At 51.4% G+C, this 16,618-nt stretch carries 15 protein-coding genes; 6 read left to right on the top strand and 9 right to left on the bottom strand.

Translation table 11 applies throughout. The annotated features are described in order from the left end of the window. Positions 1-53: 53 nt before the first annotated feature. From FEE96_RS20475 to FEE96_RS20495, 5 genes are all read right to left on the bottom strand, one after another. Positions 54-299, bottom strand: coding sequence for a MoaD/ThiS family protein (locus FEE96_RS20475; protein WP_138164990.1), 246 nt, complete (start codon positions 297-299; stop codon positions 54-56). Continuing rightward, entirely contained in the window at positions 300-2,543 is a 2,244-nt protein-coding gene (locus FEE96_RS20480) for a xanthine dehydrogenase family protein molybdopterin-binding subunit (protein WP_138164991.1), read from the bottom strand. It lies immediately after the preceding gene. Continuing rightward, positions 2,543-3,022 (bottom strand): (2Fe-2S)-binding protein, encoded by a 480-nt coding sequence (locus tag FEE96_RS20485; RefSeq protein WP_138164992.1) that lies wholly within the window; start codon positions 3,020-3,022, stop codon positions 2,543-2,545. Before FEE96_RS20485 ends, FEE96_RS20480 begins: the two co-directional genes overlap by 1 nt. Then, positions 3,019-3,888: an FAD binding domain-containing protein gene (locus tag FEE96_RS20490; RefSeq protein WP_138164993.1), complete on the bottom strand. Its 870-nt coding sequence runs from the start codon at positions 3,886-3,888 to the stop codon at positions 3,019-3,021. Before FEE96_RS20490 ends, FEE96_RS20485 begins: the two co-directional genes overlap by 4 nt. Positions 3,889-4,012: 124 nt before the next feature. Continuing rightward, on the bottom strand, positions 4,013-4,222 hold the full coding sequence (locus FEE96_RS20495) for a hypothetical protein (RefSeq protein WP_138164994.1): 210 nt from the start codon (positions 4,220-4,222) through the stop codon (positions 4,013-4,015). 416 nt (positions 4,223-4,638) lie between these two features. Here FEE96_RS20495 and FEE96_RS20500 point away from each other — a divergent pair, with 416 nt between their 5' ends. The 3 genes from FEE96_RS20500 to FEE96_RS20510 all read left to right on the top strand — a co-directional run bounded on the left by FEE96_RS20500 (position 4,639) and on the right by FEE96_RS20510 (position 8,756). After that, on the top strand, positions 4,639-5,604 hold the full coding sequence (locus FEE96_RS20500; protein WP_138164995.1) for a TAXI family TRAP transporter solute-binding subunit: 966 nt from the start codon (positions 4,639-4,641) through the stop codon (positions 5,602-5,604). Positions 5,605-5,718: 114 nt separating this feature from the next. Continuing rightward, a complete protein-coding gene (locus FEE96_RS20505; protein ID WP_138164996.1) occupies positions 5,719-8,328 on the top strand; it encodes a TRAP transporter permease in 2,610 nt (869 codons plus the stop codon). Beyond that, entirely contained in the window at positions 8,325-8,756 is a 432-nt protein-coding gene (locus FEE96_RS20510; RefSeq protein WP_138164997.1) for a universal stress protein, read from the top strand. The genes FEE96_RS20505 and FEE96_RS20510 overlap by 4 nt, the downstream gene beginning before the upstream one ends. 27 nt (positions 8,757-8,783) lie before the next feature. Here FEE96_RS20510 and FEE96_RS20515 read toward each other — a convergent pair whose 3' ends face one another. From FEE96_RS20515 to FEE96_RS20525, 3 genes are read right to left on the bottom strand one after another with little or no spacing between them, the layout of a single operon-like run. Further along, positions 8,784-9,836, bottom strand: a complete 1,053-nt coding sequence (locus FEE96_RS20515) for a lipocalin-like domain-containing protein (RefSeq protein WP_138164998.1) — start codon at positions 9,834-9,836, stop codon at positions 8,784-8,786. Continuing rightward, positions 9,826-12,237, bottom strand: coding sequence for an FtsX-like permease family protein (locus FEE96_RS20520; protein ID WP_138164999.1), 2,412 nt, complete (start codon positions 12,235-12,237; stop codon positions 9,826-9,828). The genes FEE96_RS20515 and FEE96_RS20520 overlap by 11 nt, the downstream gene beginning before the upstream one ends. Next, a complete protein-coding gene (locus FEE96_RS20525) occupies positions 12,234-12,902 on the bottom strand; it encodes an ABC transporter ATP-binding protein (protein WP_138165000.1) in 669 nt (222 codons plus the stop codon). Before FEE96_RS20525 ends, FEE96_RS20520 begins: the two co-directional genes overlap by 4 nt. Before the next feature lie 170 nt (positions 12,903-13,072). On the opposite strand from FEE96_RS20525, the gene FEE96_RS20530 reads away from it, so the two are divergent. Together FEE96_RS20530 and FEE96_RS20535 are read left to right on the top strand one after the other, a co-directional pair. Next, the gene (locus FEE96_RS20530; protein ID WP_138165001.1) at positions 13,073-13,393 is read left to right on the top strand and encodes a hypothetical protein; all 321 of its coding nucleotides are present in this window, start codon (positions 13,073-13,075) and stop codon (positions 13,391-13,393) included. Positions 13,394-13,514: 121 nt separating this feature from the next. Next, positions 13,515-13,910 carry an ion channel gene (locus FEE96_RS20535; RefSeq protein ID WP_342770989.1) on the top strand — a complete coding sequence of 132 codons (396 nt, stop codon included), beginning with the start codon at positions 13,515-13,517 and terminating at the stop codon, positions 13,908-13,910. Here FEE96_RS20535 and cls read toward each other — a convergent pair. Further along, on the bottom strand, positions 13,907-15,325 hold the full coding sequence (gene cls, locus FEE96_RS20540) for a cardiolipin synthase (protein WP_138165003.1): 1,419 nt from the start codon (positions 15,323-15,325) through the stop codon (positions 13,907-13,909). The genes FEE96_RS20535 and cls overlap by 4 nt on opposite strands. A 337-nt stretch (positions 15,326-15,662) precedes the next feature. Between cls and FEE96_RS20545 the strand changes: the two genes are divergently transcribed. Further along, positions 15,663-16,568, top strand: a complete 906-nt coding sequence (locus FEE96_RS20545; RefSeq protein WP_138165004.1) for a YihY/virulence factor BrkB family protein — start codon at positions 15,663-15,665, stop codon at positions 16,566-16,568. Positions 16,569-16,618: the final 50 nt, after the last annotated feature.

Raw genomic sequence — 16,618 nt, forward strand, 5'->3', positions numbered from 1 at the left:
ATCCATCTTCATCTAGCTAGAAATATCCCGGGGCTTGGGGCAGGGCCCCAATTCTATCCGCCCTTCAAACGTTGCATCAGAAAGATTTCATTCTCCGGTGATACTGGTTCGGTCAGGCTGGTGGCGATGATGCGTCCGTCAATCGCAATCGATACTCCTGCTTCAATTACCGGTTCCAGCTCAGGATAGCTCAAGCTCAGAGCGGCCAATAGCTGGCCAGTGGTGGAGGCTTCAACCTCCACACACTCTAACCCTCCGGTGAGCGTTCGCAGACCGGACCAAAGATGGACCTTTACCATTTAACCCTTGTCTTTCAGGGCGCGCAAAATGCGAGGAGGTGACATCGGCAAGTGACGCAAGCGGACACCAGCAGCAGCGGATACCGCATTCGCAATGGCCGCAAGAGGTGGCACAATCCCGGTCTCGCCAACCCCACGAACACCGTAAGGATGGCCGGGGTTTGGTACTTCGACGATCACTGTGTCAATCATTGGCAGATCCGAGGCGACCGGAACGCGATAATCCAGGAAAATCGAGTTCTGCAACCGACCGTCTTCACCGTAGATGTACTCCTCATTCAGCGCCCATCCGATGCCTTGCGCAGCGCCGCCTTGAAATTGGCCCTCTACATATGACGGATGGATAGCCTTGCCTGCATCCTGAATGACGGTATAGCGCACCACCGCTGTCTTGCCTGTTTCTGGATCCACTTCGGCGTCTACGATATGGGTGCCGAATGAAACGCCTGCTCCTTCAGGTGTTGCTTCGAAATGACCTGAGATTGGCCCTCCGGTGCGGCCCATGCTTTTGGTGATCTTTGCCAGTGGCATCGGATCAAAATTACCAGCATTTGCGCCTGACGGCTTGGCACAGCCGTCTTCCCAATAAACAGCATCCTCAGGGATGCCCCATTTAGCGGCGGCACGTTTACACAGTTTTCCAACAGCATCTTTGGCCGCTTTGATTGTGGCTAAACCCGATGCATAGGTTACTCGACTGCCGTGGGAGACATCATTGTAACCAAGTGTCGCTGTATCTGCGATGGTGACCCGGATGTTTTCGTAAGGGATGCCCAGTTCTTCAGCAGCCATCAGCGCCATTGAGGCACGAGAGCCGCCAATGTCCGGCGTACCGACCGATATCTGGCAAGTACCATCTTCAGAAAGGGCAAGAGAAACAGAGGTTTCACCGCCGTGATTAAACCAGAATCCGCAAGAAATTCCGCGTCCCTGTCCTGGTTCTAGTGGTGCTGAGTAATGCGGGTGTGCCTTGGCTGCCTCAAGGGTCTCAACAAGTCCGATGCGCTCGAACTTAGGTCCATAAGATGCTTTTGTGCCCTCGCGTGAGGCATTCTTCAAACGAACGTCGATTGGATCCAGATCCAATTGGCTGCAGAGCTCGTCAATGACTGATTCAACGGCAAATGAAGCCATTGGAGCCCCCGGGGCCCGGTAGGCAGCCTGCTTTGGGCGATTGGAAATCACGTCATAGCCAACCTGGTGGACGTTAGCCAGTGCATAAGGCGCAAAGGCACACATGGCTGAGAACTCCATCGGCGCGCCGGGGAATGCTCCTCCTTGGAGGCGGAAGATACCCTGAGCGGCGGTAATGGTGCCATCTTTCTTCATGCCAATTTTGATGTCCATCGAAGTGGACGAGGTTGGGCCAGTTGCGCGAAACACTTCGGAGCGGGTCATAACGATTTTGACCGGCCGATTTGCTTTGCGAGACAGCGCCAAAGCGACAGGTTCAATAAATACGGTGGTTTTACCACCAAACCCACCGCCGATTTCGGATGCTGTGACCCGCAATTGCGACGTGTCAATGCCAACCAATGCAGCACAGGTTTTCTGCGCAATCCAATGACCCTGCGTTGTGCACCACAATTCGCCTTTACCGTCGCCGCCAAGGGAGGCCAAACAGGCGTGTGGTTCGATATAGCCTTGGTGAGTGGCTTCAGTTTTAAAGCTGTCTTCGATGACAAGATCAGCTTCGGCAAAGCCTGCATCAATGTCGCCGTGGCCGCTGTCGTGATAACGCACGACATTGGGATGGTGCCCTGCAGGCACTGATGCATCTGCATAGCTGTCGTTTAGTACCGGGGCATTCTCTGCCATAGCCGCATCAACATCGGTCACATGTGGTAGAACTTCATACTCAACTTCGACCAGTTTGACTGCATCGCGGGCAATCAGCTGCGAGCTTGCTGCAACTGCGGCCACTGCATGGCCATCATACAGTGCTTTTTCGCCGGCCATGACGTTTTCAAGTACAAAGCCAAATTCCCCCTGTAGCCCGTCAACAAAATCAGCACGGGTTACAACGGCTTTGACGCCTTCCAGCGCCTCGGCCTTGGATGTGTCAATTCGAATGATACGAGCATGCGCGTGAGGGCTGCGAACGACGGCCCCATGCAACATGCCAGGGGCATAGGCATCTGCACCAAATCGTGCGCGCCCAGTGACCTTGTCCAAACCATCTGGGCGGTCAGGGGAGGTGCCAACAAACTTGAAACCTGAGGGTTTTTGATCGTCCAGAGCCATTAAGAAGCCTCCCGCATGTCTGCTGCCGTATCCATCACGGCGCGAATGATTTTGTCATAACCTGTGCAGCGGCACAGGTTGCCTGCGAGCCAATAGCGAACTTCGGTCTCAGTTGGGTCTGGGTTTTTCTCTAGCAGAGATTTTGCAGCGACCAGAATGCCCGGCGTGCAAATTCCGCATTGCAGGGCTGCATATTCAATGAACTTATGCTGCAAAGGGTGCAGTTCTTCGCCTTTTGCAATGCCTTCAACAGTCGCAATTTTCTTGCCTTCTGCCTCAGCGCCCAAAACCAGGCAAGAGCAGACCAAACGTCCATCTACAGTGACCGAACAGGCTCCGCAGTCGCCCGTTCCGCAGCCTTCTTTGGCACCAGTCAGGTTCAGGCGATCACGGAGAACGTCCAGTAGTGTTTCACGCGGGTCACACAGGAACTCGACATTGTCGTCATTGACAGTGGTTGTAACGTGAATTTTCTTCATGTGTTTTCTCCTTGAGCGCGCGCATAGGCTATTTTGGCGGTGCGCTTTGCCAGCACGCCGGCGACATGAGTTCGGAACTCGACGGTCCCACGCTTGTCAGAAATTGGGTTGCAGGCTGCTGAAGCGGCTGAGGCCAATCGGTCGAGGGCCTTATCATCCAATGAACTGCCAATAAGAGCGTTGGCTGCATCTTCTACCAGCAATACGGTTGGAGCGACCGCACCAAGTGCAACCCGTGCGGCGGTGACAGTACCCTCTGTGTCCAGAGACAAGTTTACAGCACATCCGACTACAGCAATATCCATCTCTGTTCGGGGAATGAAACGCAAATAGGCGTCGCCTGCGTTTGTACCACGTGCAGGAACATGAACGGCTGACACAACTTCACCTTTTGCGAGAGAGGTGCGTCCAGGGGCAACTGGAACATCAACCGCCGCGATACGACGGTTGCCGGTTGGGCCAGTTACTGACAGTTCTACACCAGCAGCGACCATTGCAGGTACGGAATCAGCAGCGGGTGACCCATTACACAGGTTTCCTACCAATGTGGCGCGTCCTTGGACCTGAGTTGAACCGATCAGGTCCATGGCTTCGACCAATCCAGGCCAATCCTGACCAAGTTGAACATGCTCTCGCATCTCGGCTCCGGGGACAGCAATCCCTATGGTCCAGCTTCCATCTGGGGCTTGGGATATATCGCCAACACCTGGAATGGATTTAATGTCTATCAGGGTGTCGGGTGTAACGATGTCGGCGCGCAATTGCACCAATACATCGGTCCCACCAGCCAAGAAGCGGGTTTCACCAGTCGCTTGATTGGCTAAGGCGGCAGCCTCGTTGAAGCTAGTTGGGCGGTGGTATTGCATGGAGGCTCCTCGACTCTGTTTTGGAAAAAGGATTTTCCAGAGCGGGAGATTAGGCGCCTGTTTCGCGAAGGTCCATCGGTACTACGACATTTCGGCTAATTTCTGCGACAACGGGAAAGGTGATTTAACGCGCGCGCATACCACGTTCATAGGCCGCAGTTAAAATTAGATCCCATTTACGTGGGGTTGAGCGAAATTCCGGTTCAACATCAAACATAAGTGGTGATCGCGGGCCATGAGGTTCAGATCGGGCAGCCACTGACACGCAGCGTTCCAGTGACCAAAAACTATCGACTGATGGATTGTCTGAAATTAACTGGCTTAACAATGTCACTAAATGTCTCCCAAAAAAATCTTGTGTAAACTGACCAGAAATAATTTTCGAGTGCATAGCGGGTTTTTTACGATTTGTCATGCTTGAAGTTGCCGTAGGGTCAATTTTGACAATTCCTGAGATCTGTTTGTTGGTCGTGGCCAGCGAAAGGGCAATTCGACGGTGAGTTGTTTTGTCAGGGACGGGGAAAGTTTCGCTGCGGTTGTCAAATACGCGATTTTCACCTGTCAGAGGGGTGCGACAATAATGTGCACTCTTGACTTGAACTTGGGGCAATGAAACCTTTCGACAGGATCGGGGATAAAGCTAAAAACAGGCCTACCAAGCCTTTCAAACGTCTTAAATGGGGTCACCTTTAAGAACGTGAATTGGCCGTCTTCCGATCTGTACATAATACAAGTGGGAGAGACTTGATCATGAAAAACACAAAAATGACCATCGGCGCCTTGCTGGCAGCTGCTGTTATGGCACCTGCAGCTATGGCTGAAGAGTTCATCACGATTGGCACCGGTGGCGTAACCGGCGTTTACTATCCAACAGGTGGCGCGATCTGTCGTCTGGTCAACAAAGGCCGTAAAGAGCACGGCATTCGCTGCTCGGTCGAATCAACCGGTGGTTCAGTCTACAACATCAACACCATCCGCGAAGGCGAGCTGGAGTTTGGTGTTGCGCAATCAGACTGGCAGCACCATGCGTTCCACGGCACATCCAAGTTTTCTGACGCTGGTGCGTTTGAAGGTCTGCGCGCTGTGTTTTCGGTTCACCCTGAGCCCTTTACAGTTGTTGCACGTGCAGATGCAGGCATCACCAACTTTGATGACCTCAAAGGTAAGCGCGTAAACATTGGCAACCCAGGTTCCGGTCAGCGCGGCACAATGGAAGTGCTGCTGGAAGCCAAAGGCTGGGGCATGGATGCCTTTGCTCTGGCAACCGAGCTGAAGGCTGCTGAGCAGTCTGCGGCGCTGTGCGATAACCAGATTGATGCGATGGTTTACACCGTTGGTCACCCTTCGGGCTCCATTCAGGAAGCCACAACAGCCTGTGATTCCGTTCTGGTTACTGTTGACGGTGACTCCGTGTCTGGCCTGATCGACGACAACGCGTTCTACCGGACAGCTACCATTCCTGGTGGCATGTATCGCGGGTCGGATGCTGATACTATGACATTTGGTGTTGGCGCAACTTTCGTGACTTCGGATAAGGTTTCGGAAGAAGCCGTGTATACCGTGGTTAAGTCGGTGTTTGAAAACATCGATGCCTTCCGCAAGCTGCACCCAGCTTTCGCCAACCTTCAGCCTGAAGAAATGGCAACTGCAGGTCTGTCCGCTCCGCTGCACGCTGGCGCTGCCAAGTACTACAAAGAGCAAGGTTGGATCGAATAGTCCTACTTATCTAATACGGCGGGGCGCTTTTAGCGCCCCGTTTTACGCTTGGGGCAGCCCAAACGTCAAAAATTAAGGCCGCGTATAAGACGACGGCCATAGGGGAGATTATCCATGACATCTAATGTTCATGAAAATCGGCCGCTTACCGAAGAAGAATTGCAAGATCTGGTATCGTCCTCGGACGCCGGCGCACGAAACCCACCAGGGTCAATCGGGCTATTTCTGGCAATTGTTGCGGTAATTTGGTCGGTGTTTCAGGTCATTCTGGCCTCACCACTTTCGAATGTTCTGCTTCCAGGCAGCGTGGTGAATAACTCGCGGCAGATCCACCTGGCTTTTGCCATGTTTCTTGCCTTCACAGCTTACCCGATGCTTAAGACCAGCCCGCGGAACTATGTTCCGGTTCAAGATTGGATCATGGCAGTAGGCGGGGCGTTCATCGCTTTGTATGGTTATATCTTTTACCAAAAAGTGGTGAATTCTGGTGGTTTGGCAGATGATGTCGACAAATGGTTTGCACTGGCTGGCCTCGTTCTTCTTTTTGAAGCCGCCCGTCGAGCGTTAGGCCCGGCGATGGCAATCATTGCGGTGATTTTCCTCGGCTATGTGTTCTTTGGATCCTCTGATGTTCTGCCTGACGTTATTCGGTGGAAAGGCGCTAGCCTGAAAAAGGCAATGAGCCATATGTGGATTACCTCGGAAGGGGTGTTTGGCATTGCTCTGGGTGTTTCTACAAAATTCGTCTTCCTGTTTGTGTTGTTCGGCGCGCTGCTGAGCAAAGCTGGCGCTGGCAATTACTTTATCAAGATGGCCTTTGGTGCCCTTGGACACCTACGCGGTGGCCCAGCCAAAGCGGCGGTCGTTGGCTCCGCGGCAACTGGCCTGATCTCGGGTTCGTCCATCGCTAACGTTGTGACCACCGGTACGTTTACCATCCCGCTGATGAAGCGCGTGGGCTTTTCCAGAGAGCAAGCTGGTGCAGTTGAGGTTGCTTCGTCCGTCAATGGACAGATCATGCCACCTGTTATGGGGGCAGCAGCCTTCTTGATGGTTGAATATGTCGGCATTTCATATGTCGAAGTGATCACTCATGCCTTCCTGCCAGCAACGATCTCTTACATTGCACTTGTCTATATCGTGCATTTGGAGGCGGTTAAGCGCAACATGCCAACCCTGGGCAACCGGGTGATTTCAATGGGACGAACCATTGGCGGCATGGCACTGTTCTTTGCCGGTTTTGCTGGGCTGTGTTATGGTGTTCAATACCCGGTTAAGCTCGTTGCCTATCTGATGCCTAGTGTTTCAAACATTGTGATGTCAGCAATTGTAGCGGCGACTTATGTTGCTCTGTTGTGGGTTGCTTCCGGTGTCGAAGATCTGGTGCCGGATGATCCAAACGCCAAGGTTGTTGAACTGCCGGTTGTGTCTGAGATCTACAAAGCTGGTTTGCATTACCTGCTGCCAATCATCGTGTTGGTCTATTTTCTTATGATTGAACAAAAATCTCCGGGTCTGTCCGCGTTTTGGGCAACGGCGCTGCTGTTCATCATCTTGCTCACACAAAAACCAATCAAATCCATGTTTCGCGGTGAAAGCGAAACGGCCAATGCCTTTAAAGAGGGATTGGTGGATCTGTGGGACGGCTTGATCGAAGGCGCGCGCAACATGATCGGCATCGCTTTGGCCACTGCTACGGCCGGTGTCATCGTTGGCACTGTGACCCTGACAGGTATTGGTCAGGTGATGGCTGATCTGGTTGAGTTCCTATCGGGCGGCAACCTGATCCTGATGCTGGTTCTGGTTGGCCTATTGTCTCTGGTTTTGGGCATGGGATTGCCGACAACGGCAAACTACATCGTTGTTAGCTCTCTTATGGCTGGTGTCGTTGTAGAACTGGGCGCTCAATCGGGGCTTGTTGTTCCACTAATCGCTGTGCACCTGTTTGTGTTTTACTTTGGCATTATGGCGGACGTGACGCCGCCGGTGGGACTGGCCAGTTTTGCGGCTGCTGCTGTATCTGGTGGGGACGCTATCAAGACCGGGTTCATTGCATTCTTCTACAGCTTGCGCACGGTGGCACTTCCGTTTGTGTTCATCTTTAACACGGACCTGCTGTTGATTGATGTCACTCTTGTCCAGGGTATAATCGTAGCGATTTCGGCGACGATTGCCATTCTTGTGTTCACCGCTGGTACTATGGGCCACTTTATCACCAAATCCCGTATCTACGAAAGCGTAGCATTGGTGCTGATTGCTTTTGTGCTGTTCAGGCCTGACTTCTTTATGAACCGGCTGATGCCCGCCCATAGTGACGTCGCACCAACTGAGTTGGTGCAGGCCTTGACTGCTGCGGAAGTCGGATCTGAGCTTCGTATTACCGTACAAGGTCCGGATTTCGACACATCCAAAGTGAAATCTACCACCTTGGTCATGGTGATAGAAGGAGAGGGCGATGGGCAATCCCGAGCTGATGCCTATGGGTTCATGCTGCTTGCAGAAGATGGGTTGATGAAGTTAGACGAGCCAATGTTTGGCACGCCGGTTTCAACCAAGATCGAGAGCTTTGATTTCTATGGTGACGAGCCCGTTCAAATCACCGCAGTTCAAGCGCCTGCAGATCAATTGCCTAAAGAACTGGTGTTCTTGCCGGCGCTACTGCTGTTGGCACTGGTGGCCATGCTGCAGCGTGGGCGGGCTAGTAAAGAAGGAGTGCCGGCATGAGCAAGTCTATCTTATGCGCTGTTGATCTTGGTAATGCTGAGACTGACAATAGGGTCCTTGTTCAGGCGGCTAAGCTGGCTGAACAGGACGGTGCGCAGCTTGATGTGGTGACGGTTTTGCCCGATTTTGGCGAAAGCTGGGTGTCGGGTTTCTTTGAAGAACATCACCACGAGAAAGCGGTCAAGGAAACCTCCATACTACTGCGTGAGGTTTGTGAGCAAGCCGTCGGGGCTGAGCGTAACGCAAAGATCCGTCACTTGGTTGCCACAGGGACTGCCTATCAGGAAATCTTGAAAACCGCAAAGACGGCCAAGTCTGACCTGATTGTGATTGGAGCACATAAGCCAGATCTGCAGGACTATCTGTTGGGGCCAAATGCTGCCAGAGTGGTCCGCCATTCAAGCTGTTCAGTTTTTGTTGTACGTTAAACTAAATAGGGGCGCCTTAGGGCGCCCCTATTCATATCCAGTCATTTCCAGGTATCCGCGGCCAGTGTGGCTGCCTGAGATGGTGACAGGCCCTTCCCAATAAGGAAAGGATGTTCCCATCCAGCTTTGTTCGTTAACAGCTTGAATCACAACAGATAGCTCTTGCGTCGGAAGAGTGATTTTCCATTCTGTTGGGATGCTCCTTCTAGAAACGTCACTATGTTTCAGCGCGAGCGCCTGAAAGTCGCCGGGCTGCAGAGCTGTTATCGTTCCATCCGCTGATATCCAACTGCCTGAGGTAAAGTCAGCGCTGGCTCCCCGCAGAACAAACCCCATCAGCTTATCGCCGCTATCAAAACTCAGAGAGAACCAATCCCACCCACTTTGATCTTCGGCTAGGGGTTGGCTTGACCATTCTCGATCCAGCCAGCCTTGTCCGGTAACTGCTACAGGACCATTGGGCAGGATCAACGTACCTGTGATCTGGTAGTGGGGTTGTGAGTAGTAATAGCTGGCTTGGCCTCCAGCGGATTTGACAGAGTAACCGTTATCGCCATGCAGAACCAACTGTTGACCCTGTGTTGACATGTCGAGGTCATAAGCAAAGTCAGCCCCACTGGCTTTCAGGTCCAGGTGTTGAAGGGCTGGCCTTACACCGGTCATCTCCCAATTATCGATCCAGGCCATAAAGGGTTCGGCTGTAACGCCAGCTTGACCGATGCCACCACGAGCCAATCGTTCAGCAAAGAACTGATGTGTTGGCGTGGTTAGTCCGGCGTGACCCATCCACAATTGTGGGCTGCTCCATCCATCCTCTGATCCGGGTCTTAGTGCACTACGAAACAGCGTCCACTGGACCCCGTAATCCAGACCATCATCTCCTTTAAGGTTGGCAGTTAAGTACCACCATTCTATGCGAAAGTTAGGATGTGATCCATGGTCTTCGGGGAAAGACAAAACCGCTCCCCGCTGAGGGATAGCGAAGCCTTTTGCATTGGTCCCGAGCCCCGCAAATCCCTGTGTAGAAGCAGTGACTGGTAAGCATAGGAAGAGTGCCGTCAAAAAGAACTTAGCGTTCATGAGCAAACACCTTGAGTAGGTCAGACGGCTTGATGAGCGCGAGTTTTCGGGCAGGGATCGCGGCAGCGATAGCCGCTGCAACCAAAGCCAGTAAAAGAAGACGCAGCCAGTCTAGTGGGAATAGGTACATTGGCAGTTTCCAGCCAAAAGCCTCGACATTAATTATCGATAGAAGCACCCAGGCCAGCAACAACCCAAGAGGCAGGGCAAGAATGGCGGTTAGCGCGGCCAGTGCAAGACTTCGCCACAACTCCAGCCATGCAAGCTGGCGTCGCGTGATCCCCAATGCCCAAATTGGTGCTAGTTGTGGCAAACGCATATTCCACAGTGTCAATAAGCTGGTCAGGATAGCAAATCCCGCGACCCCCAATGTGAGCAGGTTCAATGCGCCAGTTACTACAAACGTACGGTCAAAAACAGCAAGCGAACGGGCTTTTAGGTCGTTTTGATCAACCAACGTTATACCTTCGAAGTCAGCCTCTTGCTGGACTTCCTTAATTAGGTTTTGAACGCTTGATGGCGGTAGCCGCAAGCCAAACCGAAGGTTTGGAACGTTGTCAGCATGCAGCAGTAGTACTGGTAGAGTAACGATCGCTTGCTCGTGCGGGTTGCCATAGTCAGAGTAGACACCAACCACGGTCATTTTCCAACTGGATGTAAGGTTCAGATCATCGCCCGGCCATAGATTACGACGACGGGCCAACTGTTCATTGATTATCACGGCTGTGCCATTTGAAACCCGGTCCCAAGCCCCGTCTTGAGCCTGCAGCATTGGCCACTTTTCTCTGTAAGTGGGGTCGTCTAGTACACCATAAATACGTAACTTTGTTTCGTGGAAGGGCACTTCACTCCAGCGAATTGGCAAAACTGTAACATCGCGACCGACCAGCCAAAGGACGAATTTCTGCGCTTGTTCTTCGTCTTTTGCAGTTACGTACAGCTCTGCAGATAATCGCTGATCCATCCAGCCAAGGAAAGTGAGGCGAAAGCTGGAAACCATTGTTCCTACACCAATGTTTGTAGCGAGGGCCAATAAGAGAGCCATCAAAGCAAGTGAGATCCCCGGCAGTTGTGCACGCATATCGGCCCAGATCCATTCACCGAGTGCACTACGTGCATTGCGTAGGCCAAGTGTCAAAACCCACGATAGCAGCAATGGCAACATCAAAGCTGTCCCCAACATCACCCCTGCGAGCAGGGCGAATCCTGCAATCAATCCATCAAAAACCAACATTGAAGCTGTTCCAGAGGCGATTAGGCCAAGGCCTAAAACTGCTATGCCGTATTGTTGGTTACTCGCAGCCTGAGCCCTAGCTTGAAGTCCAGGTGCGGCTAACAGGGGCATTTTGTAGATATTTGTGATGGCCTGAGTGCTTGCAATCAGCGTACCAACCACGGCCATAGCAATACCAGATATAAGCCAGCCAGGCCGTAGGTTCAGGCTGCCCTCCACTGTGGCGCCGTATAGGCCAGAAAGCGTTGCACTGACGTCGGGCAATAGGGCGGCTGCGATCAAATATCCGAGTACGAGACCAGCGGACCCAGCAACAATTGCGATCAACAAAAGTTCACTAAGAAGTAGGACAGTCAACAAGTGCAACGGAACGCCCATTGCTCGTAACGTCCGAAACAGTCCGCGACGCTGTTCGATACCCAAACCAACCGAACCGTGCACAATGAAAAGACCAACTGCAAAAGACAACAAGCCAAACGCGGTAAGATTCAGGTGAAAACTATCAGTCAGTCGCGAGATCTGACCCGCATCGTATGACTGAAGCTGCAATTCAGGAGCCAGATCTTCTAACGGATGCAAACCTAATGGTTGCTCGGGTAAAATTATCAATCTCGTGATCTGACCTGGCCGCTGCAATAGGCGTTCGACCAAGCTAATGTCGCCTAGCACAACATCAATCGGAATTTGGTCAGACTGGACGATTGGCGGTAAATCAACTTGAACAGTCAACTGTTTCAACGTTTTGGGGTTAAGAAATAGCTGTCCTTGTGAGTTAAGTGCATCAAGAGAATAGGACGACCCGGAAGTTGAATTTTTGGCGATATTTGAAAAGGTTGGGTGGCTAAGTAGATCCACCCCAATAAGTCTAAGAGAGCCGGTATTCTGCGGCCAGTGTCCTTCGAGTACCGGAGACAGCCTCCAGCCTGAACGACGCAACTCTACGTAACGCGAAAGAGGAATAAATCCGGCTTTAGGGACGAGTGTTTCATTTTGCCTTGCCCCCATTTTGGAGGTCGCAAGGTCATAACTGGCTTTTGCCTCTCCATTAATCGCCTGGACCGCTGACCACAGTCCGGTGGCCAATGCGAGCCCTGTGAGTAATGTTATCAGCTGCAAACGATGACGCCACCAATGCGAGAGTAATGCTCCTAAGGCTGCTCGTTTCATGCAATTTTTCCAGCACTAAGATGTACCCTTCGGTCCAGCTGATTTGCTACCTGTACCGAATGGGTCACTAAGAACAGGGCTGCCCCGCTTTCACGGACAAGTTTAAGCATCAAATCCATCACCGCGGAGCTTGCTATTTCGTCCAAATTGCCGGTTGGTTCGTCCGCCAAAAGCAACTTTGGCCGTACAGCTAATGCACGTCCAATGGCCACTCTTTGCTGCTGTCCACCGGATAACTGCTCAGGGTAGCGATCGCCTAGCTCCGTCAAACCTAACCGACTAGTTAATGATGTAATCCAGGTCAGATCGACACGGTTGGCCAACCGGGCATGAAGGGAAATATTTTGCGCCACGTTCAACGAGGGTACGAGATTGAATTGTTGAAAAACTAAGGAAACCGTATTGCGTCTCAATTCTGATCGGGCACTGTCATTCAGATTGGTCAGGCTGGTGCCATCGATCTCTATTTCACCACTGTCGTAGTAGTCCAGTGCTCCAACTAAGTGCAGAAGGGTGCTTTTGCCGGAACCACTTTCACCAGTTAACGCGATGCTTTCTCCGGCCTGTAAGTCGAGCGAGACATCACGTAAAACTGCGCGTGACTCGCCTAGGCCTGCGTAACATTTGCTCACATTACGTATCTGAAGCAGTGTGTTATCGGTCATTTCCCAATCCACCATATGGCTGCGATCCGTTGGTGTAACAGAATACCTGTTGAAGGAGAGTGTCCAGCACCAAGAGGGATGGCGGATTGCCGCGTGGTTTGGAGAACTGAATTGACGTTGCCCAAGCTCGAGGAGACAACAGGGCATCTTTGAGCGAAGGTGAACATCACATGAGTAAATTTGGCTGGTTCGTGGGACCTGCTTGTATCGTATTTGCGCTCGCAGCGCCGGCACGTGCAAATTTGATGAAAGATGTCTGCGCTAAACGTGCGGAGAACTACAGTGGCTACAAGCCTCGTGGGCTGACCATCGGAGACCACCGTGGGCGATTGAGATTATCCGGGTCAGTTTCGATTGGGGTTTCTACATCAACTGGCGGTAACACCGATACAAAGCCTTCCAATAGTAGTGAAAGTGCAGAAGACCGTAAACAGGATGCAAAGGTAGATCTTTACTGGAGAGTGTTTGACGATTGCATGAAGGCGCAATAATCCAATATAGTGGCCCAGAAAAAAAGACAGGCTGACTGCTATTACGTAGTTGGAACCAAAGGGATACAAGATGTCGCTTCTACAGCAGTTACTTTGGGGCAGTCTGGTTCTGATACTATGTTTGATTTTGGAAACCGCCATTTTGCTGAGGTGTGCCAACACCCTGCGAAACATGTCCAGTCGGTTGGGTAAGTTGTTTATGCCATGGCATACAACGGTTCTGATATCGGTGGCCCTGTCATACATCCTATTTGCGCACACGTTGCAGGTATGGATTTGGTCGTCTGGCTTTGTTCTCTCAGGGGCGTTGCCAGATTGGAATACAGCGATTTATTTCTCGTTGGTGACTTACACAACTGTTGGGTATGGCGACGTTGTTGTGGGGCCTGATTTGCGCATTTTTGCTGCTTTTGGAGCTGTAACAGGATTGCTGGGGTTTGGTATTAGTACTGCTTTTCTGGTAGGGGCGATGGGGAAAGTTTTCGTTTTTTCCCATGAGGATAGCAATAGTAATTAAAGTACTGGCGAAAACAATCTTGCAACGGGAGCTCCAATCCGGATCAAGAATTTTTGCTGATCCAGAGTTTGCGTAAGCTCAACCGAATGCAAGAAGTCCTGCTCAAGCATTGTCTCCACCTTTTGTGCAGCTCCGTTGTCGAAGAAAAATACCATAGCTTCAAAGTTTAAGCGAAACGATCGATTGTCCAGGTTGGTTGTACCTATACCAGCAATACTATCGTCAACCAGAATGGCTTTTTGGTGCATGAAACCATGGCTGTAACGTAGAATCTTAACTCCCGCACGACGAAGGTCGTCGAAGTAGGAATAGGCAGCTAGCCAAGGGGCATAGTGGTCGATACTGTTCGGTAAAAGGATCCTCACGTCTATACCCTGTAAGGCTGCGTGCTTCAGTGCGGCAACAACATCTAAATCTGGAACAAAATAGGGCGAGGCAAGCCAGACTCGTCTTCGGGCTGCTGAAATCGCTGAGAAAAACATCATAGACCCAGTTTCGGTTGTATTGTCCCCTGGACCGGTTGCGATGATGAGTGCGGAAAGATCTTGGCTTGCATGTTTAGCGTCCCAAGTTAGCAAATCCAACAGTGGCTCTTCTGTTAGCCAATGCCAGTCTTCGGCAAAGACCAGCTGCAACTGCAGGACTACTGGACCTGTCAAGCGGACATGGGTATCTCGCCAGTGACCAATCTTAACATTTTTCCCCAGGTATTCATCACCTACATTCAGACCTCCAATAAATCCGATCTGCCCATCTGCGATCACAGTCTTGCGATGGTTGCGGAAATTTAACAGAAAGCGGTGTTTTGGTCCGCGTCTGGTTGTTGGATCCACGAGGTTTACTCCCGCAGCCCCTAACGCAGCAAAATAGCTCCGGGGCAGCGCATGGCTGCCCACTGCGTCTGTTATGAACCAGACAGCCACTCCACGGTGGGCTGCTGCAATCATATGGTCTCGTAATTGTTTACCCAAGTCATCGTCACGGACGATATAGAATTGTACCAATACATATTCCTGCGCGGTGTCCATGGCTTGAAAAATAGAGTCAAACACCTCCGGTCCGTCAATCAGCAACTCAAATCCATTCCCTCGGCATATCGGCAGCCCGGCAACGGCTTGGAACGGGGCAGGGTTGATCGTTAGTTTTTCGGGAAATGCGATGTGGTCCTCCGGGAAACTTTTAATTTTGCGTACTACCCGTTCAGATTGCAGTCTCGTCGCGCGATAGTTTTTGAAACGATGATGGCCGAAGAACATATAGGCGGGCAAAGCGACAATGGGCAGGGCCAGCAAGAAAACGACCCATCCCATAGCGCCTTGTGGTGTTCTGGCGGTGCGAGCTGCACTTAGGGCAGATATGCCTGCTGCGGTCCACATGACTAGCACGATGAGTGAGCTAAGAGTTACCGATAACATAAGTTCTGTCCCTACTAGATTTTTTTGGTTACAGCCACACTTGTGGCCATCTGGGGCTGATCTTGTTTCAATAGATTTTTAACGGGCTACATCTTGACCGCGTCATCGGGTATCTACTCCTTAGAAGGTTTCCATCTAGCGTTACAATGAGTTGCATATGTTCATAAAGCTCCAGACCTAGCACTTTGATCAATAGCGATTTCAACCACACCAGAGTTTCGATGGGATACTTTACAAAGTTGTTGCATACCTGTTGCGCGTAAGACCTAATTGCCGAAAGGGCTAAGCTGCAACCAAGAGCACTTGTCCCCGAATTTCTAACGATGAGACAGGCCCAATGCCGCTGACCTTTGTTCAAGCCTTGCCACCCGCGCTAGTGGCTGCAGCTAAGCGTTTCAACCGAAAACAAGGTTGGGTGCTTAGCAGCCATATCGCAATGTCGATGATGTTGGCCTTGTTCCCATTTGTCCTTTTCACCGTTGCGCTAGCAGGCGCAATTGCCGGAGCGTTGTCACAGGATGTGCAACTGGATGATATGCTGGATCTGTTGTTTGGCGCATGGCCACAAGCCGTTGCTGAGCCGATTGTAAGGGAATTGTACGCTGTGCTGGCAGCATCTAATTCGAAGCTGATGACTTTGGGCGGAGTGCTGGCCTTGTATTTTGCCTCAAATGGCGTTGATGCGGTAAGATTGGCCATGGTTCAAGCATATCGCGATAGCGATTCAAGGCCATTCTGGAAAAGCAGATTGTTATGCTTGATGTTTGTCATCCTCGGTGGTGCCGGAATTATGGCAGTAGCTTTTTTCGAATTCCTTTTACCGTTGTTTGTGTTGAATTTGGCCGAGTACTTCCCCCAACTATCTATCTCTCAGGGATGGGAGACTGGGGTGAATGGGCTGTTGGTGGCACTTATACCCTTGATTGCGGTGTTAGGTTGTCATGTTTGGTTGCCTGGACACCTACACAGTCTTGTACAGATACTGCCTGGCGCAGCATTGACAGTGCTATTGTGGTGGGTCGCCAGTTGGGGGTTTTCGGTATATGTCGGAGGTTTCGCCAGGTATTCAGCGACTTATGCTGGCTTAGCTGGTGCGATGGCCGCTCTGATGTTTCTTTATTTGAATGCAGCGATATTGATCTTTGGCGCTGAATTTAACGGCGCCTTGATCCGCACTTTTGATGAAGAAGACCAAGACGTGAACTCAAGCAAGGATCTGGATGCTAGTAGCCTTGATGATTGATGGGGCATGAACAAAAGCCGCTATGCAATCGATGATTTTCTCGATCGCAA

The sequence above is a fragment of the Parasedimentitalea maritima genome (assembly GCF_005771405.1).
In the GTDB taxonomy this organism is placed as follows: domain Bacteria; phylum Pseudomonadota; class Alphaproteobacteria; order Rhodobacterales; family Rhodobacteraceae; genus Parasedimentitalea; species Parasedimentitalea maritima.

Coding starts and splice junctions, on each gene's coding strand:
- FEE96_RS20475 (WP_138164990.1), bottom strand. CDS start 299: ATGGTAAAGGTCCATCTTTGGTCCGGTCTGCGAACGCTCACCGGAGGG.
- FEE96_RS20480 (WP_138164991.1), bottom strand. CDS start 2,543: ATGGCTCTGGACGATCAAAAACCCTCAGGTTTCAAGTTTGTTGGCACC.
- FEE96_RS20485 (WP_138164992.1), bottom strand. CDS start 3,022: ATGAAGAAAATTCACGTTACAACCACTGTCAATGACGACAATGTCGAG.
- FEE96_RS20490 (WP_138164993.1), bottom strand. CDS start 3,888: ATGCAATACCACCGCCCAACTAGCTTCAACGAGGCTGCCGCCTTAGCC.
- FEE96_RS20500 (WP_138164995.1), top strand. CDS start 4,639: ATGAAAAACACAAAAATGACCATCGGCGCCTTGCTGGCAGCTGCTGTT.
- FEE96_RS20505 (WP_138164996.1), top strand. CDS start 5,719: ATGACATCTAATGTTCATGAAAATCGGCCGCTTACCGAAGAAGAATTG.
- FEE96_RS20510 (WP_138164997.1), top strand. CDS start 8,325: ATGAGCAAGTCTATCTTATGCGCTGTTGATCTTGGTAATGCTGAGACT.
- FEE96_RS20515 (WP_138164998.1), bottom strand. CDS start 9,836: ATGAACGCTAAGTTCTTTTTGACGGCACTCTTCCTATGCTTACCAGTC.
- FEE96_RS20520 (WP_138164999.1), bottom strand. CDS start 12,237: ATGAAACGAGCAGCCTTAGGAGCATTACTCTCGCATTGGTGGCGTCAT.
- FEE96_RS20525 (WP_138165000.1), bottom strand. CDS start 12,902: ATGACCGATAACACACTGCTTCAGATACGTAATGTGAGCAAATGTTAC.
- FEE96_RS20530 (WP_138165001.1), top strand. CDS start 13,073: ATGAGTAAATTTGGCTGGTTCGTGGGACCTGCTTGTATCGTATTTGCG.
- cls (WP_138165003.1), bottom strand. CDS start 15,325: ATGTTATCGGTAACTCTTAGCTCACTCATCGTGCTAGTCATGTGGACC.
- FEE96_RS20545 (WP_138165004.1), top strand. CDS start 15,663: ATGCCGCTGACCTTTGTTCAAGCCTTGCCACCCGCGCTAGTGGCTGCA.